The sequence below is a fragment of the Micromonospora sp. MGP-C2 genome (genome assembly GCF_057766525.1).
In genome coordinates this window covers 930,228-954,981 of record NZ_JBYMEN010000002.1, presented here as the reverse complement: position 1 = coordinate 954,981, position 24,754 = coordinate 930,228, and the positions used below count along the sequence as shown (strand labels likewise).

The following is a 24,754-nucleotide window of genomic DNA, read 5'->3' as shown; positions in this document are numbered from 1 at the left end:
CGGACCGGTCGCGACAGTGAGCTCCTGGAGGTAGGGGAATGACCAACCGACTGTCTCGCCGAGCCAGCGCCCTCGCGGTGGCTGCCGTCCTCGGGGGCGGCGCGGCCCTCGCCGCCGCGTCACCGGCCCACGCGGAGGGCTGCCTCACCGGCACCGGCAACGTGCCGAGCCCGACGGGCGGGGCGGGAGCCAGCGCGACGGCAACCCTCTGCGTCAACAGCGCCGGCTACGCCTGGCTGGACACGAACCGCACCAACACGGTCACCGACAAGAAGGCCGACGGGTACGCCGCCCGCGTGTACGTCTACTGGGCGCAGCAGTACACCGGCGCGATCGCCGTCGACGACACCAGCAACGCCGGAAGCGTGCGGCTGCGGTGGGAATCCGGCGCGGGCACCTCGTATCGCTGGACTGAGGTCTTCGTCTGCATGGGCTACGCGAGGCCCGAGGACTACAACGGCCGCTGCGACTCGGTTGTCTACAACAACTGAACCGTTCCTACCGAACGTGCACCGGCCCGTGCCCCCGGTCAGGGGGGCACGGGCCGGAGTGCGTTCGACCTACTTAGAGGGTTCGGGCAGCTTGCAGTCGACCTTGGGGTTGGCGCCGATGTAGTTCAAGGGCCCGGCCACGATGGTGACCAGGATGGTGCCGGCCTCGGCGCAGTTGGTGTCGTCGCCGCTGTAATAGCCTCGCTGGCCACCGGCGATTGCGCCGATCACCAACCAGATCACGACGATGACTCCGAGTATCGAGGTGCCGCGCATCGCTGCCTCCTGGGGGAATGTGGTGGATCTGAGGTGCAGGCGTTGTACCCAATCGGGTCACGCGGCTAACGGTCGCCCGCCACGACCCCCGGGGGATCGTCCGTCCGGCCGATGCCGTCCGCCGTTGAGTACCGCCCGCGCATCGGCCGCCCGCACCGGGTCACGCGAATCGGCTATCGGATCGCCGACCGACCTCGCCGTCGTACGGGCCGGTGGACGTAGAACTGCCTCAGCGCCCCGCCGAGGAGGACTCATGGACGCCCCGTCACCGCCCCTGTACATCGACCGCCCCGAGGACGTCGCGGTCGCGGCCCGCGCGCTGGCTGGCGGCGCGGTCGTCGCGGCGGCGTTCGCCAACTTCTACGTCATCGTCACGCGTCCCGACGCGGACACCGTCGGCCGGGTCAACCTCGCCAAGGGGCGTCCGGCCAACCAGGTCGGCAGCATCACCACCGCGATCGGACGGATCTCGGGGATGTTCGACTGGACCCGGATATCGCCCCGGTTGCCGGTCGGTCGGGTGCGGGCGTTGATGGACGCCCTCTACGGCGCCGGGCCGTTCGGCTTCCGGGGCCCGGCGGCGGAACGGCTTCCCGAGCACCTCGTCCAGGTCGACCAGGGAGTACGAACCACCCAGGTGATCGCCCCGGGCCTGACCTGCCCGTCCAACGCCTTCTTCGAGCGGGCGCTCGCCGAGACCGGGTCGGACCACCTCTACATCACCTCGGCGAACCGGTCCCGCCATCTCACCGGCACGGCCGAGGAACCGGCGCACTGGAAGGCCGGGGGCATCGCCGCCGACTTCGCCCACCTCGACGACCTGGTGGTGCTCCTGCACCGGGACGAGGCGGCGGCCCGCGCGGCGTACCCGGGCTACCTCACCACCTCGGTCACGCTGCTCTCCTTCCACGCGCCGGAGGGTGAGCTGGAGGAGCCGCCCGTGCTCACCGTGGACCGGCACGGGTCGCTGCACCTCGACGACGTCCGCCGTGCGGCCGCGCCGCTCGGCCTGCAGGTGCGCCTCGCCGGCACCGCCCGGCAGCGGTTGCAGGTCCGGGGGTACGCCGGGGCGCTGGTGTGAGCGACTACCGGGTCGGCCTGGTGGTGCCCAGTTCGAACACCACCATGGAGACCGAGATCCCGGCGATGCTGCGCCGACGCGAGATCGTCGACCCGACGGTCCGCTTCACCACGCACTCCAGCCGCGTACGGCTGCGCCAGGTGACCCTCGACGAACTGGCCCGGATGAACCGCTCCGCCGTCCGGTGCGCCGCCGAGCTGGCCGACGCCCGCTGCGACGTCCTCGCGTACGCCTGCCTGGTGGCGGTGATGTGCGAGGGCGCCGGGGCGCACGAGCGGGCCGAGCGGCGGTTGGGCCGCGCGGCCGGTCGTGCCGGGCACGACATGCCGGTGGTGACCAGCGCGGGCGCGTTGGTCACCGGGCTGCGGGCCTTGGGTGCCCGACGGGTGGCCCTGATCGCGCCGTACCTGCCGCCATTGACCGCGACCGTCGCCGCCTACCTTGCCGCGCACGGCGTGCAGGTGACCGACGCGGTGAGCCTGAGCGAGCCGGACAACGTGGCGGTGGGACGCATCCCCACGTCCCGCCTGGTCGAGCTGGCCGACCGGCTGGACGTGACCGACGTGGACGCGGTGGTTCTCTCCGCCTGCGTGCAGCTGCCGTCGTTGGCGGCGGTGCCGCAGGTGGAGGCCCGCCTCGGCCGCCCGGTGCTCACCGCGGCCACCGCCACGGTGCACCAACTGCTGACCGGTCTGGGCGTCGAGCCGTACGTGCCGGACGCCGGCCTCCTGCTGGCCGGGACGGCCCGCTGACCCGCCGACGCCGCGGTGGGCCGGTCCAGTGCGGTGGGCTGCTTCAGTGCGGTGGGCTGGCTCAGTGCGGTGGGCTGGGAGCCTCCGGCGGCTTGCCGTAACTGCGTCGGAAGTCCGCGTACGCCACGCCGGCCAGCACCAGGAGGGCGCCGAGGGAGGCGAACACCGGTGGCAGGTACAGCACGGCGGGCGCGATGGTGAGCAGCGCCAGCACCCCGCCGGGGCGGGACCACGACACCCGGCTGAACACCTCGTACTCGAAGGAGGCCCGTCCGGCCAGGAAGAGTGCCGGACCGCCGAGGATCACCGCCGCCCAGGCCGGTGGCGTCCGGCCGCTCGGTTCGAGCAGCACGAGGTGGAACCCGGAGGCCGTGGTCACCACCCCGGCGACCATCAACAGATGGGTGTACGGCGCGGTGAACAGGAACTTGCTCGGCGACGCCGACCCCTTGATGGCCATCGGTAGGAGCTGACCGGACTTGTGCACGTAGATCCGCCAGAGCAGCAGGGTGGTCAGGAACGCCACCGCGAACGCGCCGATGTTCTCCGTCTCGCTGTGCTGCGCGCTGAACATGGTGCCGATAATCAGGATCGCGTCGCCGAGGGCGATGATGAAGAACTGCTGGTAGCGCTCGGAAAGGTGCTCCGCCGTCACGTTGCGCTGGGGTTCCGGCACCATCCCGAGCCCGGGCACCGGGTACGCGAGCCGGAAACCGATGTAGTCGATGGCGAGCGCGATGGCCCAGCACACCAGCCGGGCGTCGTCGCTGACGAACCCGCCGATGATCCACGGGATCGCGGACACCGCGAACCAGATGAAGATGCGTACCGCCCGACGCTGGGTCTGCGGTTCTCGGCGTACCGCCGGCATCAGGAACAGCCCGCGCCCCAGGTGGATCGTCACGTAGGTGCCGGCGAAGACGAGCCCGCGGTCCTTGAACGCCTCCGGGATCGCCGTGGTCATCAGCAGGGCGCCGAACATCACGGCGCTGATCAGCAGCTTGATCTCGGTGCGTTCCGGGTTGTACAGGTCGGTGACCAGGGTGGTGATCACCCAGGTCCACCAGACGGCCGCCAGCATGATCAGTGCCTGACCTGCCCGGTGCCAGTCGAGCTGGTCGACCAGTCCGCGGGAGATGAGGGCCAACGCGACCACGTACACAAGGTCGAAGAAGAGTTCGAGAAGTGTCACCCGGCGCGGGGCCGCCGGATCACGCACCGGAGGGCGGCGGGGCCCAGGCGACCCGGGCTCCGGCGCGGCGAGGTTCACGGGATTCTCCTGCGGAACCGGTCGACTCGACGGACCCGTCCGGTCCACCTCCCCGGACGGTAACGATCGGTCGACGGCACGGCCCCGAATTCGCCGGCCCTTCCCCCAACCGGGGCTGATCGACTCCGTCGGTTCTGCGTGCGGCCCTGCGGTGTTCCGACCCGCACGGACGAGCCCCCGGCCTACCGTCGCGTTGGACGGTGGGCCGAGGGCTCGGTCTCGGGCGTCAGGCCTGGTTGCTGCTCGGCAGCACCGCGGCCATCTCCTCACCAGCTCCGGCGAGCACACGGGCCTGCTGCGGCCAGCTGGCCAGCCCGGGCGCGGCGCGCAGACCGGCGGCACGGATCAGGTCGCGCAGCGCCGGCTCGTCCAAATCGCCGAGCTGGCCGTACGTGCGCACGCCGGCGTCCTGCAACGCCGCCGCCATCTTCGGGCCGATTCCCTGGATGCGGCGGAAGTCGTCGGCCGGGCCCGTCGGGTCGCCCTCGTAGGTGCTGATCGCGGTGTCGGCGGTCGAACGGACCGGAGGGGTCGCGCTCACGGCCGGCCGGACCGGAGGCGTGGCCACCGGCGCCCGCACCGACTCAGCGTCAGCGTCAGCGTCGGTGCTCACGGCGTTGGTGTGCACCGCGTCCGCCGGCTCCGCGTCCACCCGGTGAGCGTCCACCGGGTCCACGTCCACCGCGTCGGTGGTCACCGGCTCCTCCGCCGGATCGGCCACCGCGGCCCGGGTCTCGGCATCGTCGGCCGGGCTGGCCGCGACGGGCTCGTCGGCCGGGGTGGTCCCGACCGCATCGTCGGCCGGGGTGGCCGCGACCGGCTCGTCGGCCGGCGTGACCGCGACCGGCTCGTCGGCCGGGGTGCTGTCGAGCGGCGTGCTGTCAACGGGCGGGAGGTCGTCCGCAGGCTTACGGGGGGCGACCACGGCCGCCGGGGCGGGCTGCTCATCGACCGCGACCGGCTCGGGGGTCGACTCCACGACGGGCTCCGACCGCAGCTCGGCCGGGTCGGGCTGCTCGGCGGCCGGTACGGGCGGCGGGGGCTCGGTCAGCGCCATGTCGGCCGGGTCGATAGTGCTCGGGGCTTCCGTCGGGACGGGAACCGGGGTGGGACCGTCCGCAGCGGTCACCGCGGCTGGCGCGCTGACCGTGTCCACCGGCACCGGCTCGTCCGCGACGGCGGTCGGGGCCGGGTCGACGGCGGCCGCGGGCTGGACCTCGTCGGTGGTGGCCGCCGGCGTCGGCGTGGAGATCACGGCCAGGCCGGCGACGGGGTCACCTTCCACAATCGAGTTGCCTTGCACGCCCCGCCGGCCGCGCAGCAACCATCCGGCGGCCAGTCCCAGCAACAGTGCCAGTACCACTATCAGCGAGTGTCCGATAGACCACGCCACGGCGAACCTCCCTCTCAGCTCGTTGGATAAGTCACGAGAAAAACTCGCCGCAGCTTCGCACACGCGTATTGCGGGCGAGAGACAGGATCGGCCAGGGGCGTTGTGCGTGGGGCGACCACCTCAGCCGGTGCCCGCCGAGTGACACAGCGTCGCCTCAAGCAGCACAAAGCCGGGCCCGACGAAAGCCAGCGACTCGACGAGATCAGCACGAACACGACGAAGACCCGGGCCCGGCGCGGAACGCCGAACCCGGGTCGACGGGCTGTTGCCCGGGTCAGTCCTGATCGCCCTCGTAGGTGTGGAAGTCGTCGACGAACCGGCGGCGCAGTCGAGGCACCCGGCTGGTCACTCCGAAGTAGCCGCGTGCCCCGAGCAGCGCGAGCCGACCCACCACCGGTCGGTACATCCGGTCGTCGCCGCTGGTGCCGCTGCGGTTCAACGATTCGGCGACCCGCGCGAAGCCGTACGGCGCCATGGCGGCCTCGTAGTCCGCCACCGCCTGGAGCAGCGTCTTGTCTCCGGTGGTGGCCCGGGTGAGCTGCTCGCAGAGCAGGCGGGCGTCGCGCAGGGCGGTGTTCGCGCCGACACCGCGACCGGGGGTCATGGTGTGGATGGCGTCCCCGAGCATGGTGACGGTGCTGCTCTTCCAGGGAGGCACCGGTTCGGACGTCGACACGTTGATCGGGAGGACGCTGGCCGGGTCCGCGCGGGTGAGGAGTTCCCGCAGGTTCGGGTGCCAGTTGGTGGTGAGTTCCAGGGCGACCCGTACGAGGTCCTCGCCTCGTCGTTCCATCACGTCGGCGGGGAACCGGCGGGCGGCACTCCAGATGATGAGGTTGATGTTGTCGGTGGTGGTGTCGTCGGACAGGCCGGGCCACTGCCGCAGCAGGGCGGCGTCCGCGTCGCTGACGCCGGGCTTGATCGCCCGTTCGGCGTCCCACTTGAAGTCCATGACGTGCAGCACGCCCATTATCCCGCCGATGCCGAAGATCAGTGAGATGCCCTGGCGGACGCGTTCCGGGACGAGGTCGCGGGTGTGTGCGGTCAGTGGGATGCGGGTGGCGATGTTGATGGTGCCGGCGTCGCGGGTGACGGCGTGCGGCAGGTACTGCCGGCGTACCGCCGAGTGTGTGCCGTCCGCCCCGACCAGCAGGTCGCCGGTGGCGCTGGTGCCGTCGGCGAAGTACGCGGTGACCGTGCCGTCGTCGCGCTGCTCGTACCGGGTGAAGGTCTTGTCGAAGTGCACCGCGTCGTCCAAGCCGGTCAGCAGCACGTGGCGCAGCACCATCCGGGCCACCGAGTGTTCGGTGTGCACCGGGTCGGCGCTGGGCCGTAGCGCGAACGACGCGGTCTGGCGCAGCCCCTGGGTGACCACGTTGAAGTAGTGCGGTGGCCGCGCGCAGGTGGCCAGGAAGGTGGCGAACAGTTCCGGCGGCAGGCACTCGCGCAGTGCCCGGCTACCGGTCGGGCCGATGCCGACGCGGTAGCCGAGCAGCCCGTCGGTGCGGTCGCGGTGCCGTTCGTAGACGGCGACGGTGATCCCGGCCCGGCGCAGGCCGTGCGCCAGGCACAGTCCGCCGGTGCCGGCGCCGATGATCAGTACGTGTGGTGGGGCGGCGGGCATCTCAGCCAGCCGGGTGCGCGGCAGGTGCGTCGGTGCTGGCCGGGCGCGCTGCGGGAGCGCCTGCACTGGCTGGGCGTGCTGCGGGTGCCTCGGTGCTGGCTGGGCGCGCTGCGGGCGTGTCGGTGCTGGTCGGGCCGGTGGCGTCCCACCGGTAGAAGCAGCTGGCGATGGCGTCGCGGGGGGAGCGCCAGGTCGGCAGGTACGGCGACGTGTGCGCGGAGAGCCGCTCGTTGACCTGCTGGAAGAGCGGGTGGTTGCGGGCCGCCGCGAGGGCGTCCGGGTCGACGTCCGAGGTCTCCAGCAGGTGTACGCACAGGTCGTGCAGGCAGTACAGGGATCGGTGCGTGACGCCGGTCAGACCGGGCAGTTCGGTGGCGTCGGATTCGGCGAAGATCTGCGCGACCCGCCCCTCCGCGCCCGGGATGATCCGGCTGACGATCAGTAGACGACTCATGGGACCCCTTCCGCCGGTGGCTTTCCGACCCTCGGACCGGCGCCACGTGCTCTGTGCGCCCACCGTGCCGCAGCGCCTGTCACGTCACCGTCACGTACGTCTGCCGGCCGGTGACGGGCGATCGGTGACGGCGTCCCGGCTGGCCTGGCGGATCGGGGCGAGCGTGTCGTCGAGCAGGGCGCACATCGCCGGGCTCGGCTCCAGGCGCAACTCCCTGCGCAGCAGGTCCCGGTAGACGTAGAAGGCATGGACGGCTTCGAAGGCGTTGCCCTCGGCGAGGTGGATGCGGACGACCAGCCGGTGCGGTGTCTCGCGTAACGGTTCGGCGGCCATCGCCTCCAGCGCGGCTTCGAGGGCCTCGCCGTGTCGCCCCGCGGTCAGGTGGTGCCCGGCGACCTGTTCCAGCATGTGCAGGCGCAGTTGGCGCAGTCTCTCCCGGTCCAGCAGCACCCAGTCGTCGTACCATCCGGGGAGCAGGTCGTGTCGTCCGGCGGCGAGTGCCCCGGCGGCGGTGCGGGGGTCGTCGCCGTCGCGGACCCGGGCCGCGGTGCCGACCAGGTCGTCCACGTCGAGCCGGACCGCCGTGCCGAGTCGTACGGTGTCGCTGGCCATGGTCATCGGGCAGCACGGGTCCTGACGGAGTCGCCACAGCGCCGTGCGCAGGGAGGACAGCGCGCGTTCCTCGGAGGCGTCGGGCCAGAGCAGCCCTGCGAGCTGGCTGCGGGTGGCGCCGGGGCGCAGCCCGATCAGCGCGATCACCCGTTGCAGCCCGCGCGGCACCACGACCGGTACGGCGTCGCGCAGCAGGCGGAAGCCGCCGAGCAGGTGGAGTGAGACGCCCTCCTCGGGCGGTTCTCCGGCGGTCGGCACGGACGGATCAGCGGCCACGGCGGCACCCCCTGCGGGACGCTCGTCCCGACTGTCTGCTGTGTCCCGGATCGGTTGCCCGTGACGCCACTGTCGACCTCACCACTGACGGCGGGGCCGGGCGCGGCCCCGCCCGCTGAGGCCGCCGGGCTGGCCACCGTGAAGATTATCAATAGCGGTCACGGTGAGTCAACGCCGACGTGGGCCTTCTATTCGCGACAGTCAACCTGAGATCGGTTCTGAACTGGGCAAACATCTGACCGTTCCGTCGATCCGGGCGCGCTCGACGCATAGCTGATACACAGGTTGCGTCAACGCAGCGTCACCGTTATGCGTAGCTGATCATCCCTTCACGGTGACGCCGCCGTGACGAGGATTGCCGCATCGTGTGGGCAGTCGTCCAGCGCGTCCGGGGGCGACCCGTCGCCGGCCGGACGCCGTGGGGGGAGGCCTGTATGGACCGATCGCTGATCGTCGCGAAGGTGGATCCGACCGCCGAGGAGCGGGTCGCCGAGATCTTCGCCGAGTCGGACGCGACGGAGCTGCCGCGCCTGGTCGGCGTCCGGCACCGTTCGCTGTACCGCCTGCACGACCTCTACGTGCACCTGCTCGAAACCGAGCAGCCGGCGGAGGGCGCGGTGGAGTCCGCCCGTGGCCACCCCGAGTTCATCCGGGTCAGCGACCGCCTGCGCCCGTACGTCTCGCCGTACCTGCCGACCTGGCGTTCGCCGCGCGACGCCATGGCGCAGTGCTTCTACCGCTTCGACGCCCCGGACCCCGGACGGCGGTCGTGACGGCCATCGCGCGCCGCGAGGAACAGCTCTGGTCCCGCTGCGCCGGCTGCGCGAGCCTGCTCTACCGCAAACGGTTGCGCCGCAACCTGGACGTCTGCCCGGAGTGCGGGGAGCACGCCCGACTCGGCGCACCGGAACGGCTGCGCCAACTCGTCGACCCGGGATCGTTGCGCCCCCTGTCCGACCTGCTGCCGGAGGCGGACCCGATCAACTTCGTCGACGTGCTGCCATACCCGCACCGGCTCACCGCCGCGCGGGCCAGCACCGGCCTGGCCGAGGCGGTCGTCTGTGCCACGGCCACCATCGGCGGGCACCCGGTCGCCCTGGCCGTGATGGACTTCCGTTTCCTCGGTGGCAGCCTGGGCTGCGCGGTGGGTGAGCTGATCACCCGGACCGCCGAGCGGGCGCTGGACGACCGCATCCCGCTCGTCCTGGTCACCGCCTCGGGCGGGGCGCGGATGCAGGAGGGCGCGCTGTCGTTGATGCAGATGGCCACCGTCAGCCAGGCGATCGCCGCGCTGCGGGAAGCGGGTCTGCTCACCGTGAGCGTCCTCACCGATCCGACCTACGGCGGGGTGGCCGCGTCGTTCGCCACCAACACCGACCTGGTGCTCGCCGAGAGCGGCGCGCGGATGGGCTTCGCCGGCCCCCGGGTGATCCGTCAGGTCACCGGTCGGGCGCTGCCGGAGGGTTTCCAGACCGCCGACTTCCTGCTCCGGCACGGACAGGTCGACATGGTGGTGCAACGTCGGTCGCTGCGCGGGCGGCTGGTGGCGCTGCTGGCCGCGACCCGCGCCGGCCGTGCGGCCCACGCCGGCCACCCGCCCGTACCCCGGCAGGAGCCGGCGTCGCGCCGCGAGCGCCTCGCCGACGACGATGCCGCCCTGGCGCGGCCAGCAGGCCCGGCGGCGGCGGTGGCGCCGTCACCTACTCCGGGGGCGGGCCAGACGCCGGCGGTACGCGACGCCTGGGACACCGTCCGGATGGCGCGTCACCCCGCTCGACCGACCACACTGGACTACCTCGACTCGGTCTTCGACGGGTTCGTGGAACTGCACGGTGACCGCCTCGGCGGTGACTGCCCGGCCATCGTGGGCGGTGTGGCCCGGCTGGCCGGCCGGCACGTCATGGTCATCGGCCACCAGAAGGGGCACACCACCGCCGAACTGGTCGCCCGCAACTTCGGCATGGCCAGCCCGGCCGGGCACCGCAAGGCGTTGCGGCTGATGCGCCTGGCCGCCCGGCTCGGCCTGCCCGTGGTGACTCTGGTGGACACCCCGGCGCCGACCCCGGCGTGAGCGCCGAGGAGCAGGGCCAGGCAGCGGCCATCGCGGAGAACATCCTGACCCTCACCGTGCTGCCCACCCCTGTGCTGGCGGTCATCACGGGAGAGGGCGGCAGTGGCGGCGCCTTGGCGCTGGCGGTCGCCGACCGGGTGCTGATGCTGGAGAACGCCGTCTACTCGGTGATCAGCCCCGAGGGCTGCGCGGCCATCCTCTGGCCGGACCGGTCCGCGGCGCCGCAGGCCGCCCGCGCGCTGCGACTGACCGCGCCCGACCTGTGCCGGCTCGGCGTGGTCGACGAGGTCGTGCCGGAGCCGTCGGGCGCCGCGCACGACGACCCGGCGGAGACCGCCCACCGGTTGCGGGCCGCCCTGCTGGCCAACCTGCTGCCGCTGTTGGACGTGCCGCCCGCCATGCTGGTCCGCCTCCGTCGGCAGCGCTTCCGACGGTTCGGGACCACCCGTGGCGTCAACCGGGCAGGTGTCCGGTGACCGCCGGCGACGGGGCGGTGTCGACAGTCGAGGCGCCCGACGACACCGAGGTGGGCGGCGAGGAGGCACTGGCCGGGCTCCGCCGGCAGGCACAGCACCTGATCGCCGAGCTGGCCGGCCCGGTGCGCCGGGTCCGGCTGCGCAGCGGGCCGGCGGTGCTCGAAATCGAGTGGCACCCCGAAGAGGCGGCCCGACCGGACGTACTCCCTGCTCCGGTTCAAGCGCCGGCACCGCCGGTCGCGCCGGCACCCGGCCCACCGGCGGCGCTGATCCGGCCGTCGGTGCCCGGGCGCGCCGTGGTGCGGGCGCCGATCGTCGGCACCTTCTACCGCTCGCCGGAGCCCGGCGCGAGGCCGTTCGTCGCGGTGGGTGACCTGGTCCGCCCGGGCCAGCCGGTCGCCATCGTCGAGGCGATGAAGCTGATGAACGAGGTGACCGCCGACCGCGCCGGCCGGGTGGTCGCGGTCCTCGTCGAGGACGGCCAGCCGGTGGAGTACGACCAGCTGCTGGTCGAACTGGACCCGGCATGACGGCGCGGGGTGGTTGAGCATGTTCGAGACCGTCCTGATCGCCAACCGGGGCGAGATCGCGCTGCGGGTGCTGCGCGCCTGCAAGGAGCTGGGCGTACGGACGGCGGTGGTCTATTCCGCCGCGGACGCCGACTCGGCGGCGGTCCGACTCGCCGACCAGGCCATCCGGATCGGGCCGGCGTCGAGCCGACGCAGCTACCTCAACGCCGCGGCGATAGTGGAGGCGGCCCGGCAGGTGGGCGCGCAGGCCGTGCACCCGGGCTACGGGTTCCTGTCCGAGGACGCCGACTTCGCCGAGATCTGCGCGGACAACGGGTTGGTCTTCATCGGCCCGCCGCCGGCGGTGATGGCCGCGTTGGCCGACAAGTCGTCGGCGCGGGCGCTGATGAGCCGCGCCGGTCTGCCCCTGTCGCCGGGCAGCATCGCGCCGGTGCCGAACGCCGCAGCCGCGGCCGAGGTGGCCGAGGCGGTCGGTTACCCGGTGATCGTGAAGGCCGCCGCCGGGGGTGGTGGCCGGGGGATGACGGTGGTGCACACCCCGGGCGAGCTGCGTCGGGCCTACACCCGGACCCGGGCCGCCGCCCAGGCCGCCTTCGGCGACGACCGGGTGTACGTCGAGCGGTACCTCACCGAGGCGCGGCACGTGGAGGTGCAGGTGCTCTGCGACTCCCACGGCAACGGCGTGCACCTGGGCACCCGGGACTGCTCGGTGCAACGCCGGCACCAGAAGCTGGTGGAGGAGGCACCCGCCCCGGCGCTGCCCGCCGCCGTTCTCGGCACCATCGCCGAGACGGCGCTGCGGGGTGCCCTCGAGGTCGGCTTCGTCGGCGCCGGCACGTTGGAGTTCCTGGTCGACGCCGAGGAACGGTTCCACTTTCTGGAGATCAACTGCCGGATCCAGGTGGAGCATCCGGTCACCGAGATGGTCACCGGGATCGACCTGGTGCACGAGCAGCTGCACATTGCCGCCGAGGTGCCGCTGCGCTGGCGGCAGGAGGAGATCCACCTGCACGGTGTCGCTGTGGAGTGCCGGGTCAACACCGAGGACCCCGAGCGCGGTTTCGCTCCCACTCCCGGCCGCTTGGAGCGTTTCACCCCACCCGGTGGACCGTTCACCCGGGTGGACACCCACGCCAGCGCCGGCTACCTGGTCGGCCCCTGGTACGACTCGCTGCTGGCGAAGGTGATCGTCTGGGCGCCCGACCGGGAGCTGGCCCTCAACCGGCTGGAGCGCGCACTCGACGAGTTCGACATCGCGGGGCCGGGCGTGCACACCACCATCCCGTTCGTGCGGCGGGTGCTCGACGACGCCGCATTCCGCAAGGGCCGCTACACCACGGGCCTGGTCGACCGTCTGCTCGGCGTGCCCGGTGCTGCGCCCGCGCAACGGCCGACGGCCACCCCTGCCCCGCGCCCCGCGCCCGCCGCAAAGCCCGACGCAACCCACAGGAGGACCCGATGACCGTCACCCATGGTCGCCCGATGACCGCCGAGATCACCGACATCCTGGTGGCGCACTGCGGGCTGGACGCCGACGCCGCGGCCCGGGCGCCCGCCGCCTCGCTGGAGGAGCTGGGCATGGACTCCCTCGCCCTGCTGGAGCTCTCCGCAGTCGTCGCCGACCGGTGGCAGGTGACCATTCCCGAGCAGGCCGGGCAGCTCAGCATTCCGGCGGTGGCCGACCTGGTCACCCGCCGCGCCGACCCACCCGGGCACACCGAGAACAGCGTGGTCCTCGACGCGCCGCTCGCGCTGGTCTGGGAGGTCACCAACGACGTGGCGAACTGGACGGAGCTGTTCACCGAGTACGCAGTGGTGGAGATCCTGCACCGCGACGGGCACACGGTGCGGTTCCGGCTCACCATGTACCCCGACGAGAACGGGGTGTCGTGGAGCTGGGTCAGTGAGCGCACCGCCGACCCGGTGAGCCGCCAGGTGCGGGCACACCGGGTGGAGACCGGGCCGTTCGAGTACATGCGCATCCACTGGCGCTACACCGAGGAAGCCGGCGGCACCCGGATGACCTGGACGCAGGACTTCGCGATGAAGCCGACCGCACCTGTCGACAACGCCGGGATGACCGAGCGGATCAACACCAACAGCGTCATCCAACTCGCAGTGATCAAGGACCGGGTGGAGCGGATCGCCCGGCAGCGCGCCGACCAGGGTCGCCCGGCGGCCACCGACGAGACGACGGAGGCCGACGATGAGTGACCTGAGCACCCGGCCGATCGCCGCCCGGGACGTACCCGCCGACCGGCGGCGCGGCGGTGAGCTGCGGGTGCTGCTCGGCCCCCGCACCGTCGGCAGCACCTCGGGCTTCCTCGGGGTGGCCGCGCTCGCGCCGGGGGAGCGGATCGCCGAGCACTACCACCCGTACAGCGAGGAGTTCCTGTACGTGGTGCGTGGCGCGATCACCGTCGACCTGGACGACCAGCCGACGCTCCTGGCCGCCGGGGAGGGATTGTTCGTCCCGGTGAACGTGCGGCACCGACTGCGCAACACCGGCGTCGAACCGGCCGAGGTGGTCTTCCACCTGGGGCCGCTCGCCCCCCGCCCCGAGTTGGGGCACGTCGACACCGAGTTGGTCGAGCAGCGGGGCGGGTCATGACCGGTCGTCGCACTGTGGTGACCGGCGTCGGGGTGGTCGCTCCGGGCGGCGCGAGCCGGGACCGCTTCTGGAAGACCATCACCGAGGGGCGGACCGCCACCCGGCGGATCAGCTTCTTCGACCCGTCGCCGTTCCGGTCCCAGATCGCGGCGGAGTGCGACTTCGACCCGGTCGCGGCGGGGCTCACCGAGGCGGAGCGACGCCGGGCCGACCGGTACGTGCAGTTCGCGCTGGCCTGCGCCGCGGAGGCCGTAGCGGACGCCCAGTTGGTGCTGACCGACGCCGAGCGGAACCGGGCGGGGGTGGTGCTGGGCACCGCCGTGGGCGGGACGATGGCGCTGGAACAGGAGTACGTCACGCTCAGCGAGCACGGCAGCCGCTGGTTGGTCGACGCGGCGCGCGGCGGCCCGTACCTCTATCAGGCGTTGGTGCCCAGCAGCCTCGCCGCCGACGTGGCCTGCCGGTACGGGCTGCACGGCCCGGCGCAGGTCGTGTCGACAGGGTGCACCTCCGGCATCGACGCGATCGGCTACGCCCACCAGATGATCGTGGACGGTGAGGCGGACGTGATGCTGGCCGGGGCTGCCGACTCGCCGATCTCGCCGGTCACCGTCGCTTCGTTCGACGCGATCAAGGCGACCAGCCCGGACAACGACGACCCGGCGCACGCCTCCCGCCCGTTCGACGCCGACCGGCACGGGTTCGTGCTGGCCGAGGGTGGGGCGGTGCTGGTGCTGGAGGAGGCCGGGCACGCGCTGCGGCGGGGGGCGCACATCTACTGCGAGGTGTCCGGCTATTCCAGCCGCAGCAACGGCTTCCACATGACCGGGTTGCGGCCGGACGGGCTGGAGATGGGCCTCGCCGTCACCGACGCGCTCAAGCAGGGCAGGATCCTGCCCGAGCAGGTCTCCTACATCAGCGCGCACGGCTCGGGCACGCGGCAGAACGACAGGCACGAGACGGCCGCCTTCAAGCGGGCGCTGGGCCAGGCCGCGTACCGGGTGCCGATCAGCTCGATCAAGTCGATGGTCGGGCACTCGCTCGGCGCGATCGGGTCGATCGAGATGGCCGCGTGCGCGTTGGCCATCGAGTTCGGCGTGGTGCCCCCGACGGCGAACTGGAGCACCAGGGACCCGGAGTGCGACCTGGACTACGTACCGAACGAGGCGCGGGAGGTCCCGGTCGACGTGGCCCTCTCGGTGGGCAGCGGGTTCGGCGGCTTCCAGTCGGCGATGGTGTTCCGCCGCCTGCCCGGAACGGTGGCGGCGTGAGCACCGCGCAGCACGGGGGCGCCCCACACCGCGACGGCGTGAGCACCGCCCGCGCGGTGGTGACCGGCATCGGTGTGGTGGCGCCCAGCGGCATCGGCGCGGACGCCCACTGGCGTACGGTGCTGGCCGGCACCCGCCGGACCGGGCCGATCACGCTGTTCGACCCGTCCGGCTACCCGACCCGGTTCGGCGGGGAGGTGCCCGGCTTCACCGCCGACTCCTACGCGGACAGCCGACAACTGGTGCAGACCGACCGGTGGACGCACCTCGGCTTCGCCGCCACCCGGCTGGCGTTGGCCGACGCCGGGCTGCCCGAGCGGGCCCCCGACCCGTACGGCTACGCGGTGACCCTGGCCAGCTCGTCGGGGGGCAACCTGTTCGGCCAGCGGGAGCTGCAACGGCTGTGGGGCGGGTCGTCGCGGACGGTCGGGGCGTACCAGTCGATCGCCTGGTTCTACGCGGCGAGCGTCGGGCAGCTCTCCATCCACCACCAGTTCAAGGGCCCGAGCGGGGTGCTGGTCGCGGAGGCGGCCGGCGGGCTGGACAGCCTCGCGCACGCGGCCCGCGCGGTGCGCCGGGGCACTCCGGTGGTGATCGCCGGGGCCACCGAGTGCCCGCTGAGCCCGTACGCGCTGGCCTGCCAGTTGCGCTCCGGGCTGCTCAGCGACGTCGCCGACCCGGAGCGGGCGTACCGGCCGTTCGACGCCACGGCCAGCGGCTACCTGCCGGCGGAGGGGGGAGCGGTGTTCGTGGTGGAGGAGTTGGGGCACGCGCTGGCCCGAGGAGCCCGGGTCTACGGCGAGGTGAGCGGTTGGGGCTCCACCCACGACGCCGCGCACACCACGGCGGACAGTGCCGGCGATCCGGCGCAGTACGCGCGGGCGATGCGGCTGGCCCTGGACCGGGCTGGCGTCGCGGCGGCCGGGGTGGACGTGGTGCTGCCCGACGCGCTCGGTGTGCCCCGCTACGACCGCAGCGAGGCCGAGGCGCTGCGGGCCGTATTCGCCGACCGGCCGCCTCCGGTGACCACCCAGAAGTCGCTGACCGGGCGGGCGTACCAGGGCGGCTCGGCGTTGGACGTGGCGACCGCGCTGCTCGCCTTCGCGCACGACACGCTGCCGGCGTCGGCGGGCCCGGACGAGGTGGCCGACGGGTGCGAGCTGGACTTCCTGCGGGAGCACCGCCGGCCGCGCAACCGGCTCGCGCTGGTGTGCGCGCGGGGCTTCGACGGGTTCAACAGCGCGCTGGTCCTGCGGGGGGCCGCACCGATGAGGGGAGAGGCGTCATGAGTGAGCAGCGGGCCCGGGTGGTCTTTCTGGTGCGGGTGCCGGTGCCGCGCACCGAGCAGTTCCTCGCCGCGTACGAGCAGGTGCGGCATCTGGTGGCCGGCGGCGTGCCCGGGCACCTCGTCGACCAGGTGTGCCGCTCGTCGACCGACCCGGAGCAGTGGTTGATCACCAGCGAGTGGGCGAGTCTGGCCGACTTCGAGAGCTGGGAACGCAGCCCGGAACACCGGGACCTGGTGCGCCCGATGCGGGAGTGCTTCACCGAGGCCCGCTCGCTGCGGTTCCGCATCCACGCGCAGACGCCGGCGCTCGCCTGACGGCCCTTGGGCCGCCGAGATGGTCGCGTTCACCTGTGCAAGCCGGCGTATCTGGACGTGACGGAGAGCTGGCAGGGTAGATCTTGGACAGTTCCGTTACGCCGTAACGGAACTGTCCAAGATTGTCAGCTGTCGCGGGTGAGGCGGCGTGTGCGGCGGTAGTCGCCGGCAAGAGCGGCAGGCTCGTGTCATGTCCCCGCCCACCGTGAGGGCTCGTGGCCGGCATACGGGCACCGACGACCCGCACCGCACCGCGTTCGGTCCTGCCGCCGGACGGCTGGCGCCGACCACTCGCCGAGCATCGCGCCGCCCACCTCATCGACGCCGCCCGCGCCTGCCCCGGCGTCGGCGATCGCGCCGCCCCCCGGGCGCGCCCTGGCCCACGCCGACGCCGTCGCGCCTGCCGAGATCCGCTACCGGCCTGCTGGCCCGTACCCTCATCGCCGAGATCGCCCACAGCGGCCGCGCAGGCACCAGCGTGGCGCGACTCGCAACCCTCGTCGGGCTCACCCGGTGGCACCATCGGCCGTCCGGATGGGGCCGCACGACGGTTGTACGAGGGGTCATCCCACGGTGACGATCTGCCGAGGCACGCGCCTGATCCTGCCCGTCGAACGGGCTGTCGGCAATCCGGCTGGCCGCCTCTTTTGATCCAGCCATTTGCATCTAGCAATGGCCGCGCGGGGCGTCGTATGGTTCCCCGCAGCACCCCGACAAGCGTACGTCATGGGCATATTTGCCCTATTTCATGCTGGGCGGTGAACGGCAGTGACGACAGAAGATCCTACGGCGACCGACCCAGGATGGGTGGACGAAGTCCTGTTCGCCGGCCGCCCGACAGACATTTGTCTCCGTTTGCCCGAGCCGATCGACCGCGCCACCCTGCACCGGCTGGTCACCGCCGCGCAGGACCGTCTCGTCGCGGCCGGACTGCGCCCCGGTGGCGCTGCCGCGCTGCGGTTGCCGCCGTCACTGGCGTACGTGGTGAACCTCCTGGCGACCTGGCGCGCCGGGGCGCAGGCGATCCTGCTCGACCACCGACTGACCGACCACGAGGTGGACCGCGCGCTGACCCGGCTCACCCCGCAGGTGGTCGTCGCGCCGGTCCGCAGCGGCGGCGGAGCGTTGCGGATCTTCGTCGACGTCACCGAGGGCGTCTCCCGGTACGCCGACGGCCCGGCGGTCAGTGGCCACGCCGTGATCCAGCTCAGCTCCGGCTCCACCGGACCGTCCAAGGTGATCGGCCGCACTGCCGCCGACCTGGTTGCCGAGGTGCACCGCTACACCCGGATCGACGGGGTGGCACTGCCCGGCGAACGAATCATCCTGCTGCCCTCGATGGTGCACGTGCTCGGCCTGGTCGGCGGCCTGCTCTACGGCCTGCACGCCGGGGTCGAGCTGGTGCCACCGGAGCGGCTCAGCGGCGACGCCGTGCTGGCCGCGATCAGCGCCGGCGCGACGCCCGCCACCGTGCTGGGCGTGCCGTTCCACATCGGACTGCTCGCCTCCACCCGACCCACCGGTCCGCTGCCGCAGCTCAAGCGGATGACCACCGGCGGCGAGCTGGTGCCGGCCGCGGTCGCCCAGGCGTTCACCGACCGGTACGGCGTGCCGCTGGGCAACATGTACGGGATGACCGAGGTCGGTGTGATCGGCACCGACCTGCACGGATCGCACCGGCCGTCGATCGTCCCGGCGCCCGGCATCGAGGTCCGCGAGACCGACGGCGAGCTGTGGGTGTCCTGCCCGGCGTCGCCGTACGTGGGGCTGAGCGACCCGACCCGCTGGGCCGACGGCTGGCTGCACACCCGCGACGCCGGCACCGTCGACCCCGCCACCGGCCTGGTCACCGTGCGCGGCCGACTCGACTCGCAGGTCTCCGTGGGTGGGATGAAGGTCGACCTGACCGAGGTGGAGGCGACAGTCGCCGAGCTGCCCGGGGTGACCGCGGCGGTGGTCGTGTGGGACGACGGCATCACCGCGTACGTCCAACCCGACGGCCCGCTGTCGGAGGAGACGCTGGACAAGCTCCTCACCGAGCGGTTGGCCGGCTACAAGCGGCCCCGGGTGCTGCACCTGCTCGACCAGTTGCCCCGCACCACCACCGGCAAGCTGGTCCGCTCGACCGACGCGCTGCGCACGGCGGCCACCCCGTGACCGGGCCGCTGCACCACCTCGACGGCACCCTGACCGGTCCGCTGCACCACCTCGACGTCGACCTGCCCGGTGGCGTGCACCGCGACCGCCAGGACGAGGTCACCGCCCAACTCCGGGTGGCCGACCCACAGGGCCTCGGCACCGGGCACCGGTCGCCACGGCAGCCCTGGGGGCGGCATCTGCCGGCGCAGTCCGCCGCCGCGCAGGCCCTGCCCGAGAGCCTTGCCGACCGCCTCCTTCGCGGTCCACAGCCGCAGGAAATCCACCGCCCGGCCAGCCTCGGGCCGATCGGCCAACCAGGTCAGCTCGGCGGGCGGGAACCAGCGGCGGGCCAGCGCGAGCGCGGGCAGCGGGCGGACCCGCTCCACGTCCACGCCGATCGCGCCGGCACGGCGGGCGGCGACCACCACCAGCCCGGCGGTGCGGCTGACGCTGACCGGCAACCCGACCGACCCGGCCGGGTCATCGCTGGCCCGGACGAGCGGCCGCCCACCCGGGCCGTGCGTCAGCACCAGCTCGGCCATCGGGCGGTCCAGCAGCAGACGTCCCGCCTGGCACAGCAGCTCAGCGGCCGGATCCGGCTGACCGCCGGTATCCCGACCGACCCATACGTAGGCGGTGTCCCGACCGGACGCCGTCAGCTGACCCACGCAGAGAGGGTATCCATGAGAGCCGAGGTCCGCGCCTTCGTCGTCGAGCAGCTCGCCGACATGAACTACGACGTCGAGGGGCTCGACGACGACACCACGCTCGGCCCGGCCGGCGTCGACCTGGAGTCGCTCGCCCTGGCCGACCTGTCCGTCCGGGTCGAGGACCGGTACGGCGTGACGTTCGCCGACGACGAGTCGGAGCAGTTGGCCCTGATGACGGTCGGCGAGTTCACCACCATGGTCGCCAACCGGGTCACCGAGGCGACGAGCGACAAAGCCTGATGGACGGTCAGCCCGACCTGGGGCGAGCTGACCTGCTGACGATGCTCGCCGAACTCACCACGAAACCGGCCGCCGAGGTGCCCGACCGGATCGGCTCGATGGAGCTGGCCTGGCTGGTGCACCTCGTCGAGCAACGCTTCGACCGCCAGCTCGACCTCACCGACGACGAGCTGGCCGGCATTCGCACCGTCGACGACGCCCTGGCGGTGTTCCGGGCGTCGCTGACCACCCCCGCAGATGGCTGAGCCGCGCGTCACCCAGCTCACCGGCGTACACGCGGTCAGTGCCCTTGGTCGGGGCGCCGAGGCGCAGCTCGCCGGCGTGCTGGCCGGGGTGCCGGCGTTCGGCGCGGTATGCCGCTTCGACACCGCCGCCCGCCGGGTCACCGTGGCGGCAACCCTGCCCGAGGTCGGTTCGCTCGGCGACGAGTTGGCCACCGCGATCGAGGCGGCGTGCCGCGCGGCCGGCCTGGCCGGTGCGCAGCGTGAGCAATGCGCTCTGCTGCTCGCCGTGCACGGCGGACCGGCACCGGGAGCGGGCCCCGCCCCGGGTGCGCTCGTCGACCAGCTCGCCGTGGCGTGTGGGCTCTCGGGGCACACCCGGGTCTACACCAGCGCCTGCGTGTCGGCGAGCACAGCGGTGGCCGACGCGGCGACCCTGATCGCCCGGGGTGACGTCGACCGGGTGGTGGTCGCCGCCGGTTACCTGGTGGAGCCGGACCAGTTCGCGTTGTTCGACGCCGGTCGGGCCCTCGCGGTTGACGGGGCGGTCCGCCCGTTCAGCGCTCACCGACGCGGGCTGCTGCTCGGCGACGGCGTGGCCGCGGTGGTGCTGGAATCAAGCGCCGGGCGGCGGCGGGGCGTCGAGCCACTGGCCACCGTGGTGGGCTGGGGGCGGGCCGGGGACGCGTTCCATCCGTGCCAGCCGGACCCGACCGGCGCCGGCCTGGCCCGTGCGGTCGACGCCGCGCTGCGCCGGGCCGGGCTGCCGCCGCATGCCGTCGGTTACGTCAACGCCAACGCCACCGGCACCCCACAGAGCGACTCCGCCGAGGCGGCAGCCCTGCGCCGGGCTCTCGGCGCGCACGCCGCGCAGGTCCCGGTCAGCTCCACGAAGTCGGTGCACGGGCACGCCCTGGAGGCGTCCGGGTTGCTCGAACTGGTGGTCACCGCGCTCGCGCTGCGGCAGGGCGAACTGCCGGTCAACGCCGGCTGGCTGGCCCCGGACGACGCGTGCCCCCTGGACGTCATCACGGACCACCCTCGCCGGACGACCACGACGCACGCGCTGACCCTCAACGCGGCGTTCGGCGGCGCGAACACCGCCCTCCTGGTCGGCGCGCCATGACCGGGCGGTCGTCCACCGTCCGCCCCGACGAACCCGAGACGGCACCCGTCGGTGCGGGGTCGGCGGAGCGGGGGACGGGGGTGTTGGCGCAGGCGCGGTGGCCCGAGGCGGGCGACGACGGGCCGGCGCCGGGAGTCCCCGGGTTCGTGTCCTCGCAGTTCGCGCCGGTGGTGGTGGCGGTGGCGGAGCGGTGCCTGGGGCGCGGGTACGGGGTTGCCGGCGTGCCCCCGGGGAGGCGGACCGCGATCGTGCTGGTCAGCGCCAGTGGCGATCGCGCCAGCGCGGAGCACGTACGGGCGGCGGTGGAGGCCGGCGGGCGGATCGGCCCACTGTTCTTCTTCCAGTCGGTGCCCAACAGCGTCGCCGGGCACCTCGCGGCCCGCTGGGGCCTGCGCGGCCCGGTGGTCTGCCTGAGCCCGACCGGTGACCCGTACGCCGACGGCACCGCCGAGGCGGACCTGCTGCGGTACGACGGCGACGCCGACGAGGTGTTGCTGATCCTGATCGAACAGGCGCCGGACGCGTCGACCGAGGCGGTCGCGGTGCTGCTGGGGGGAGAAGGACGACCATGAGGACACGAGGACTGCGGGGCGCGTTGGCCGCCGACACCGAGGTGGGCGCGGGCAACGTCCTGGCCCGGGTGCTGGCACACGGCGCCGACCCGGACGGCCCCGGGTTGACCTTCGACACGGCCGTCGACGGGCACCCGGCCGAGGAGCCGCTCACGCTGGGTCGGCTCGACGAGCGCGTCGCCGCTCGGGCGGCCTGGCTGCACGAGCGCGGGGTACGTCCCCGCGACCCGGTCGCCGTCTGGGCCACCGCCGCCGCCGACATGGTGCTCAGTTTCCTGGCGCTGGCCCGCCTCGGGGCGATTCCGGCGCTGATGAACGGCAAGCTCCGCCCGGAGATCGCCGCCGAGTACATCCGTCGGCTGCGGGGCTTCGGTGTGCTCGCCGACGACGCGCACACCGCGCTGCTGGCCGGGCACGACCTGGGCGTACCCCTGCTCGGCACCCCCGCGCAGGCCGGTACGGGTGACCCGTCCGCCGCCCCGGCGCACTACCGGCACCACCAGGACGACCCGATCGTGATCACCCACACCTCCGGCACGACCGGGGTGCCCAAGGCGGTGCTGCACTCGCACGCCAGCCTCTTCGCCGCGACCCGGCACCTGCTCACCATGCCCCAGGCGCAGGGCACCACCCGGATCCTCAACGCTCTGCCCGCCCCGCACACCGCCACCGTGCTGATGGTCAACCAGGCGCTGGGCAACTCCGCGCAGATGCTGCTGCTGTCCGAACAGGACGGTGAGCGGGTGCTCGACGCGATCCAACGTTGGCACCCCGACGGCGTGTTCGGCTTCTCGGTCACCTGGGCCGAGCTGGCCCGCTTCGACCTGTCCGGGTACGACCTGGACTCGGTGCGGCTGTGGTTCAACACCGGCGACTGCTCGCACGAGCCGCACATCCGGCGGCTGGTCGCGGTCGGCTCCCGGGACACGGTCACCCGCGAGGGCGTGGTGCGGGTGCCCGGCTCGGTCTTCATCGACGGGCTGGGCTCCAGCGAGATGGGGCACTCGATGTTCCACATCACCCACCGCGCCGACACCGACCGGTACGGCCGCTGCATCGGCCGCCCGTACCAGTTCACCAAGGTCGCGGTGCTCGACGCCGACGGCGAACCGGTGCCGACCGGCGAGGTGGGTTTCCTGGGCGTCGACTCGCCGTCGCTGTTCCGTGGCTACTGGAACGACTCGGTCACCACGTACCGGTTCCGTCAGCGCGGCTGGTACCTCACCGGCGACCTGGTCCGCACCGACGCCGAGGGGCGCTACTACCACCTGGACCGGGCGGTGGACTCGGTCGACGCCGGTGACGGGCGACGCCTGTTCACCGCGTTGTCCGAGGAGCGCATCCTGGCCGCCTGCCCGGACGTCACCGACTGCACTGTGGTGATCGTCGCCGAGGCCGACGGTGTGGTCACCGACGTGCTGCTGGAGTTGGCCGCCGGCGCCGACGAGGCCGAGGACCGCACCGAACGGGTCCGCGCCGCCCTGGGCGCGGACGTCGGCGGCACGCTGCGCCGGGTCGTGCCGGTGCGCTCCGCGGACATCCCGGTCACGGTGACCGGCAAGGTCCGCAAGGTGGTCCTGCGCGAGCGCTACCTCACCGAGGCGGCGTCATGAGCGAGCGAATCAGGCAGCTCGGCGCCGGCGCCGGCGCGGAGCGAAGCGGAGTGGCGGCGTGACCGCCCTGATCACGGGGATGGGTCTGTTCACCCCGGTCGGGCGGGGCGTCGAGGAGACCTTCGAGGCGGTGACCACCGGCCGTTCCGGGCTGACCCGCCCGCCCGAGGGGCACCCGGTCAGGGAGTCGTTGGACGTCGCCGGCCTGCTGCCCGACATCGACCCGCGCACCGTCGCGTCCGGGCCGGAGACCCGGGTGCTGGACCGGATCGTGGTGCTCGCGCTCCTCGCCGCCGCCGACGCGCTCGCCGACGCCGGCATCGAGGTCGGCCGCGACGTCGACCCCGACCGGATCGGAGTGATCGTCGGCGGTGTCGGGGGCATGGCGACCCTGGAGTCGCAGGTGCTGGCCCGGGCGGCCCGGGGTCGGGCGGCGGTCAGCCCGTACCTGCTCACCGGGATCCTGCCGAACATGCCGGCGGCGCGGATCGCCATCGCGCATGGCATCCGCGGCTACAGCTCGTCGGTCGGCACCGCCTGCGCCTCCGGTGCCCAGGCGGTCGCCGACGGGGTTCGGCTCATCGCCACCGGAGAGGCCGACGTGGTGCTCTGCGGGGCCAGCGAGGCACCGCTGTTCCCGACCTTCGCCGACACCTTCGGCAACGCGCGCGCCCTGGCCAGAGCAGGCGACGACCCGGCCCGGGCGAGCCGGCCGTTCGACACCTCCCGCAGCGGGTTCGTGCTGGCCGAGGGCGCCGCGCTGCTGGTGCTGGAACGCGCCGAGCACGCCGCGGCGCGCGGCGTCACCGCGTACGCCGAAGTGGCCGGCCACGGCGCGACCACTGACGCGTACCACCCGACCGCACCCCGCCCGGACGGTGCCGGCGCGGCCGCATGCATCCGGCGCGCGCTGCGCAGTTCCGGTGTGCCCGCGGCGGCGGTCGGCTACGTCAACGCGCACGGCACCGCGACGAAACTCGGTGACATCGCGGAGACCACCGCCCTCGCCGACGTGTTCGGCGTCGGCGGTGTGCCGGTCAGCTCCACCAAGGCGCTCACCGGGCACCTGCTCGGCGCCTCCGGGGTCCTGGAGGCGGCGGTCACCGCGCTGGCGCTCGGTCGGGGGCTGCTGCCACCGACGTACCACCTCGACGACCCGGACCCGGCCTGCCCGGCGGACCACATCCGTGGCGCGCCCCGCAAGGCCGACCCGGAGTACGCGGTCACCAACTCGTTCGGGTTCGGCGGTCAGAACGTGAGCCTGCTGCTCGCGCGCGTCGCCGAGCCGAGGAGGTGATCGACGCGGCATCCCGGGCGGGCGCGCCCGGACGGCAACACGGGG

General features: G+C 73.2%; 24 protein-coding genes and 2 pseudogenes. 19 read left to right on the top strand and 7 right to left on the bottom strand.

Going from position 1 to position 24,754, the window contains the following annotated elements; genetic code table 11:
• Positions 1-38: 38 nt before the first annotated feature.
• Positions 39-491: a hypothetical protein gene (locus AC3CF1_RS04105; protein WP_355162652.1), complete on the top strand. Its 453-nt coding sequence runs from the start codon at positions 39-41 to the stop codon at positions 489-491.
• A 69-nt stretch (positions 492-560) separates the two neighbouring features.
• Here AC3CF1_RS04105 and AC3CF1_RS04100 read toward each other — a convergent pair whose 3' ends face one another.
• Positions 561-767, bottom strand: coding sequence for a hypothetical protein (locus AC3CF1_RS04100; protein ID WP_007460667.1), 207 nt, complete (start codon positions 765-767; stop codon positions 561-563).
• A 253-nt stretch (positions 768-1,020) separates the two neighbouring features.
• Between AC3CF1_RS04100 and AC3CF1_RS04095 the strand changes: the two genes are divergently transcribed.
• Entirely contained in the window at positions 1,021-1,848 is an 828-nt protein-coding gene (locus AC3CF1_RS04095; RefSeq protein ID WP_488449558.1) for a hypothetical protein, read from the top strand.
• A complete protein-coding gene (locus AC3CF1_RS04090; protein ID WP_141909562.1) occupies positions 1,845-2,600 on the top strand; it encodes a maleate cis-trans isomerase family protein in 756 nt (251 codons plus the stop codon). Before AC3CF1_RS04095 ends, AC3CF1_RS04090 begins: the two co-directional genes overlap by 4 nt.
• 61 nt (positions 2,601-2,661) lie before the next feature.
• Here the strand turns inward: AC3CF1_RS04090 and AC3CF1_RS04085 are convergent, their stop codons facing one another.
• The 5 genes and pseudogenes from AC3CF1_RS04085 to AC3CF1_RS04065 form a co-directional block, all read right to left on the bottom strand.
• A complete protein-coding gene (locus tag AC3CF1_RS04085; RefSeq protein ID WP_355162650.1) occupies positions 2,662-3,870 on the bottom strand; it encodes a low temperature requirement protein A in 1,209 nt (402 codons plus the stop codon).
• Positions 3,871-4,096: 226 nt separating this feature from the next.
• A complete protein-coding gene (locus tag AC3CF1_RS04080) occupies positions 4,097-5,233 on the bottom strand; it encodes a hypothetical protein (protein WP_354982038.1) in 1,137 nt (378 codons plus the stop codon).
• A 304-nt stretch (positions 5,234-5,537) separates the two neighbouring features.
• Positions 5,538-6,887, bottom strand: coding sequence for an FAD-dependent oxidoreductase (locus tag AC3CF1_RS04075; RefSeq protein WP_488449557.1), 1,350 nt, complete (start codon positions 6,885-6,887; stop codon positions 5,538-5,540).
• Positions 6,888-7,026: 139 nt separating this feature from the next.
• Positions 7,027-7,341, bottom strand: a pseudogene (locus AC3CF1_RS04070) (TcmI family type II polyketide cyclase); the annotation flags it as partial.
• Between the two features lie 90 nt (positions 7,342-7,431).
• Positions 7,432-8,229 (bottom strand): AfsR/SARP family transcriptional regulator, encoded by a 798-nt coding sequence (locus AC3CF1_RS04065; RefSeq protein ID WP_088951777.1) that lies wholly within the window; start codon positions 8,227-8,229, stop codon positions 7,432-7,434.
• A 434-nt stretch (positions 8,230-8,663) separates the two neighbouring features.
• Here AC3CF1_RS04065 and AC3CF1_RS04060 point away from each other — a divergent pair, with 434 nt between their 5' ends.
• The 10 genes and pseudogenes from AC3CF1_RS04060 to AC3CF1_RS04015 all read left to right on the top strand — a co-directional run bounded on the left by AC3CF1_RS04060 (position 8,664) and on the right by AC3CF1_RS04015 (position 18,948).
• The gene (locus AC3CF1_RS04060; RefSeq protein WP_088948360.1) at positions 8,664-9,002 is read left to right on the top strand and encodes a TcmI family type II polyketide cyclase; all 339 of its coding nucleotides are present in this window, start codon (positions 8,664-8,666) and stop codon (positions 9,000-9,002) included.
• A pseudogene (locus AC3CF1_RS04055) lies at positions 8,999-10,776 on the top strand (acetyl-CoA carboxylase carboxyltransferase subunit alpha). The gene AC3CF1_RS04060 and the pseudogene AC3CF1_RS04055 overlap by 4 nt, the downstream one beginning before the upstream one ends.
• Positions 10,773-11,306, top strand: coding sequence for an acetyl-CoA carboxylase biotin carboxyl carrier protein (gene accB, locus AC3CF1_RS04050; protein WP_488449556.1), 534 nt, complete (start codon positions 10,773-10,775; stop codon positions 11,304-11,306). The pseudogene AC3CF1_RS04055 and the gene accB overlap by 4 nt, the downstream one beginning before the upstream one ends.
• Before the next feature lie 19 nt (positions 11,307-11,325).
• A complete protein-coding gene (locus tag AC3CF1_RS04045) occupies positions 11,326-12,768 on the top strand; it encodes an acetyl-CoA carboxylase biotin carboxylase subunit (protein ID WP_488449555.1) in 1,443 nt (480 codons plus the stop codon).
• Entirely contained in the window at positions 12,765-13,520 is a 756-nt protein-coding gene (locus tag AC3CF1_RS04040; RefSeq protein WP_088948356.1) for an SRPBCC family protein, read from the top strand. The genes AC3CF1_RS04045 and AC3CF1_RS04040 overlap by 4 nt, the downstream gene beginning before the upstream one ends.
• On the top strand, positions 13,513-13,917 hold the full coding sequence (locus tag AC3CF1_RS04035; protein WP_088948355.1) for a cupin domain-containing protein: 405 nt from the start codon (positions 13,513-13,515) through the stop codon (positions 13,915-13,917). The genes AC3CF1_RS04040 and AC3CF1_RS04035 overlap by 8 nt, the downstream gene beginning before the upstream one ends.
• Complete coding sequence (locus AC3CF1_RS04030; RefSeq protein ID WP_488449554.1) at positions 13,914-15,188, top strand: beta-ketoacyl-[acyl-carrier-protein] synthase family protein; 1,275 nt, start codon at positions 13,914-13,916, stop codon at positions 15,186-15,188. The genes AC3CF1_RS04035 and AC3CF1_RS04030 overlap by 4 nt, the downstream gene beginning before the upstream one ends.
• A gap of 38 nt (positions 15,189-15,226) precedes the next feature.
• Entirely contained in the window at positions 15,227-16,477 is a 1,251-nt protein-coding gene (locus AC3CF1_RS04025; protein ID WP_141912696.1) for a beta-ketoacyl synthase N-terminal-like domain-containing protein, read from the top strand.
• Positions 16,474-16,791 carry an antibiotic biosynthesis monooxygenase family protein gene (locus AC3CF1_RS04020; protein WP_488449553.1) on the top strand — a complete coding sequence of 106 codons (318 nt, stop codon included), beginning with the start codon at positions 16,474-16,476 and terminating at the stop codon, positions 16,789-16,791. The genes AC3CF1_RS04025 and AC3CF1_RS04020 overlap by 4 nt, the downstream gene beginning before the upstream one ends.
• 807 nt (positions 16,792-17,598) lie before the next feature.
• On the top strand, positions 17,599-18,948 hold the full coding sequence (locus AC3CF1_RS04015; RefSeq protein ID WP_088948352.1) for a class I adenylate-forming enzyme family protein: 1,350 nt from the start codon (positions 17,599-17,601) through the stop codon (positions 18,946-18,948).
• On the opposite strand, the gene AC3CF1_RS04010 is transcribed toward AC3CF1_RS04015, so the two are convergent.
• A complete protein-coding gene (locus AC3CF1_RS04010; RefSeq protein WP_488449552.1) occupies positions 18,843-19,598 on the bottom strand; it encodes a 4'-phosphopantetheinyl transferase family protein in 756 nt (251 codons plus the stop codon). The two genes, AC3CF1_RS04015 and AC3CF1_RS04010, sit on opposite strands and share 106 nt — an antisense overlap.
• Before the next feature lie 15 nt (positions 19,599-19,613).
• On the opposite strand from AC3CF1_RS04010, the gene AC3CF1_RS04005 reads away from it, so the two are divergent.
• The 6 genes from AC3CF1_RS04005 (at position 19,614) to AC3CF1_RS03980 (ending at position 24,709) form a co-directional block, all read left to right on the top strand.
• The gene (locus AC3CF1_RS04005; RefSeq protein ID WP_088948350.1) at positions 19,614-19,880 is read left to right on the top strand and encodes an acyl carrier protein; all 267 of its coding nucleotides are present in this window, start codon (positions 19,614-19,616) and stop codon (positions 19,878-19,880) included.
• Positions 19,880-20,125 carry a hypothetical protein gene (locus tag AC3CF1_RS04000; RefSeq protein ID WP_088948349.1) on the top strand — a complete coding sequence of 82 codons (246 nt, stop codon included), beginning with the start codon at positions 19,880-19,882 and terminating at the stop codon, positions 20,123-20,125. Before AC3CF1_RS04005 ends, AC3CF1_RS04000 begins: the two co-directional genes overlap by 1 nt.
• Positions 20,118-21,227: a beta-ketoacyl-[acyl-carrier-protein] synthase family protein gene (locus AC3CF1_RS03995; RefSeq protein ID WP_488449551.1), complete on the top strand. Its 1,110-nt coding sequence runs from the start codon at positions 20,118-20,120 to the stop codon at positions 21,225-21,227. Before AC3CF1_RS04000 ends, AC3CF1_RS03995 begins: the two co-directional genes overlap by 8 nt.
• Positions 21,228-21,307: 80 nt before the next feature.
• Positions 21,308-21,799: a beta-ketoacyl synthase chain length factor gene (locus tag AC3CF1_RS03990; protein WP_488452038.1), complete on the top strand. Its 492-nt coding sequence runs from the start codon at positions 21,308-21,310 to the stop codon at positions 21,797-21,799.
• The gene (locus AC3CF1_RS03985) at positions 21,796-23,412 is read left to right on the top strand and encodes a class I adenylate-forming enzyme family protein (protein ID WP_488449550.1); all 1,617 of its coding nucleotides are present in this window, start codon (positions 21,796-21,798) and stop codon (positions 23,410-23,412) included. The genes AC3CF1_RS03990 and AC3CF1_RS03985 overlap by 4 nt, the downstream gene beginning before the upstream one ends.
• Positions 23,413-23,470: 58 nt before the next feature.
• Positions 23,471-24,709: a beta-ketoacyl-[acyl-carrier-protein] synthase family protein gene (locus tag AC3CF1_RS03980; RefSeq protein ID WP_355160945.1), complete on the top strand. Its 1,239-nt coding sequence runs from the start codon at positions 23,471-23,473 to the stop codon at positions 24,707-24,709.
• The last annotated feature ends 45 nt before the right edge of the window (positions 24,710-24,754 follow it).

Excerpts from the sequence above, each read along its gene's own strand:
- AC3CF1_RS04105 (WP_355162652.1), top strand. The coding sequence starts at position 39 with ATGACCAACCGACTGTCTCGCCGAGCCAGCGCCCTCGCGGTGGCTGCC.
- AC3CF1_RS04100 (WP_007460667.1), bottom strand. The coding sequence starts at position 767 with ATGCGCGGCACCTCGATACTCGGAGTCATCGTCGTGATCTGGTTGGTG.
- AC3CF1_RS04095 (WP_488449558.1), top strand. The coding sequence starts at position 1,021 with ATGGACGCCCCGTCACCGCCCCTGTACATCGACCGCCCCGAGGACGTC.
- AC3CF1_RS04075 (WP_488449557.1), bottom strand. The coding sequence starts at position 6,887 with ATGCCCGCCGCCCCACCACACGTACTGATCATCGGCGCCGGCACCGGC.
- AC3CF1_RS04060 (WP_088948360.1), top strand. The coding sequence starts at position 8,664 with ATGGACCGATCGCTGATCGTCGCGAAGGTGGATCCGACCGCCGAGGAG.
- AC3CF1_RS04045 (WP_488449555.1), top strand. The coding sequence starts at position 11,326 with ATGTTCGAGACCGTCCTGATCGCCAACCGGGGCGAGATCGCGCTGCGG.
- AC3CF1_RS04040 (WP_088948356.1), top strand. The coding sequence starts at position 12,765 with ATGACCGTCACCCATGGTCGCCCGATGACCGCCGAGATCACCGACATC.
- AC3CF1_RS04035 (WP_088948355.1), top strand. The coding sequence starts at position 13,513 with ATGAGTGACCTGAGCACCCGGCCGATCGCCGCCCGGGACGTACCCGCC.
- AC3CF1_RS04030 (WP_488449554.1), top strand. The coding sequence starts at position 13,914 with ATGACCGGTCGTCGCACTGTGGTGACCGGCGTCGGGGTGGTCGCTCCG.
- AC3CF1_RS04020 (WP_488449553.1), top strand. The coding sequence starts at position 16,474 with ATGAGTGAGCAGCGGGCCCGGGTGGTCTTTCTGGTGCGGGTGCCGGTG.
- AC3CF1_RS04005 (WP_088948350.1), top strand. The coding sequence starts at position 19,614 with ATGAGAGCCGAGGTCCGCGCCTTCGTCGTCGAGCAGCTCGCCGACATG.
- AC3CF1_RS04000 (WP_088948349.1), top strand. The coding sequence starts at position 19,880 with ATGGACGGTCAGCCCGACCTGGGGCGAGCTGACCTGCTGACGATGCTC.
- AC3CF1_RS03995 (WP_488449551.1), top strand. The coding sequence starts at position 20,118 with ATGGCTGAGCCGCGCGTCACCCAGCTCACCGGCGTACACGCGGTCAGT.
- AC3CF1_RS03985 (WP_488449550.1), top strand. The coding sequence starts at position 21,796 with ATGAGGACACGAGGACTGCGGGGCGCGTTGGCCGCCGACACCGAGGTG.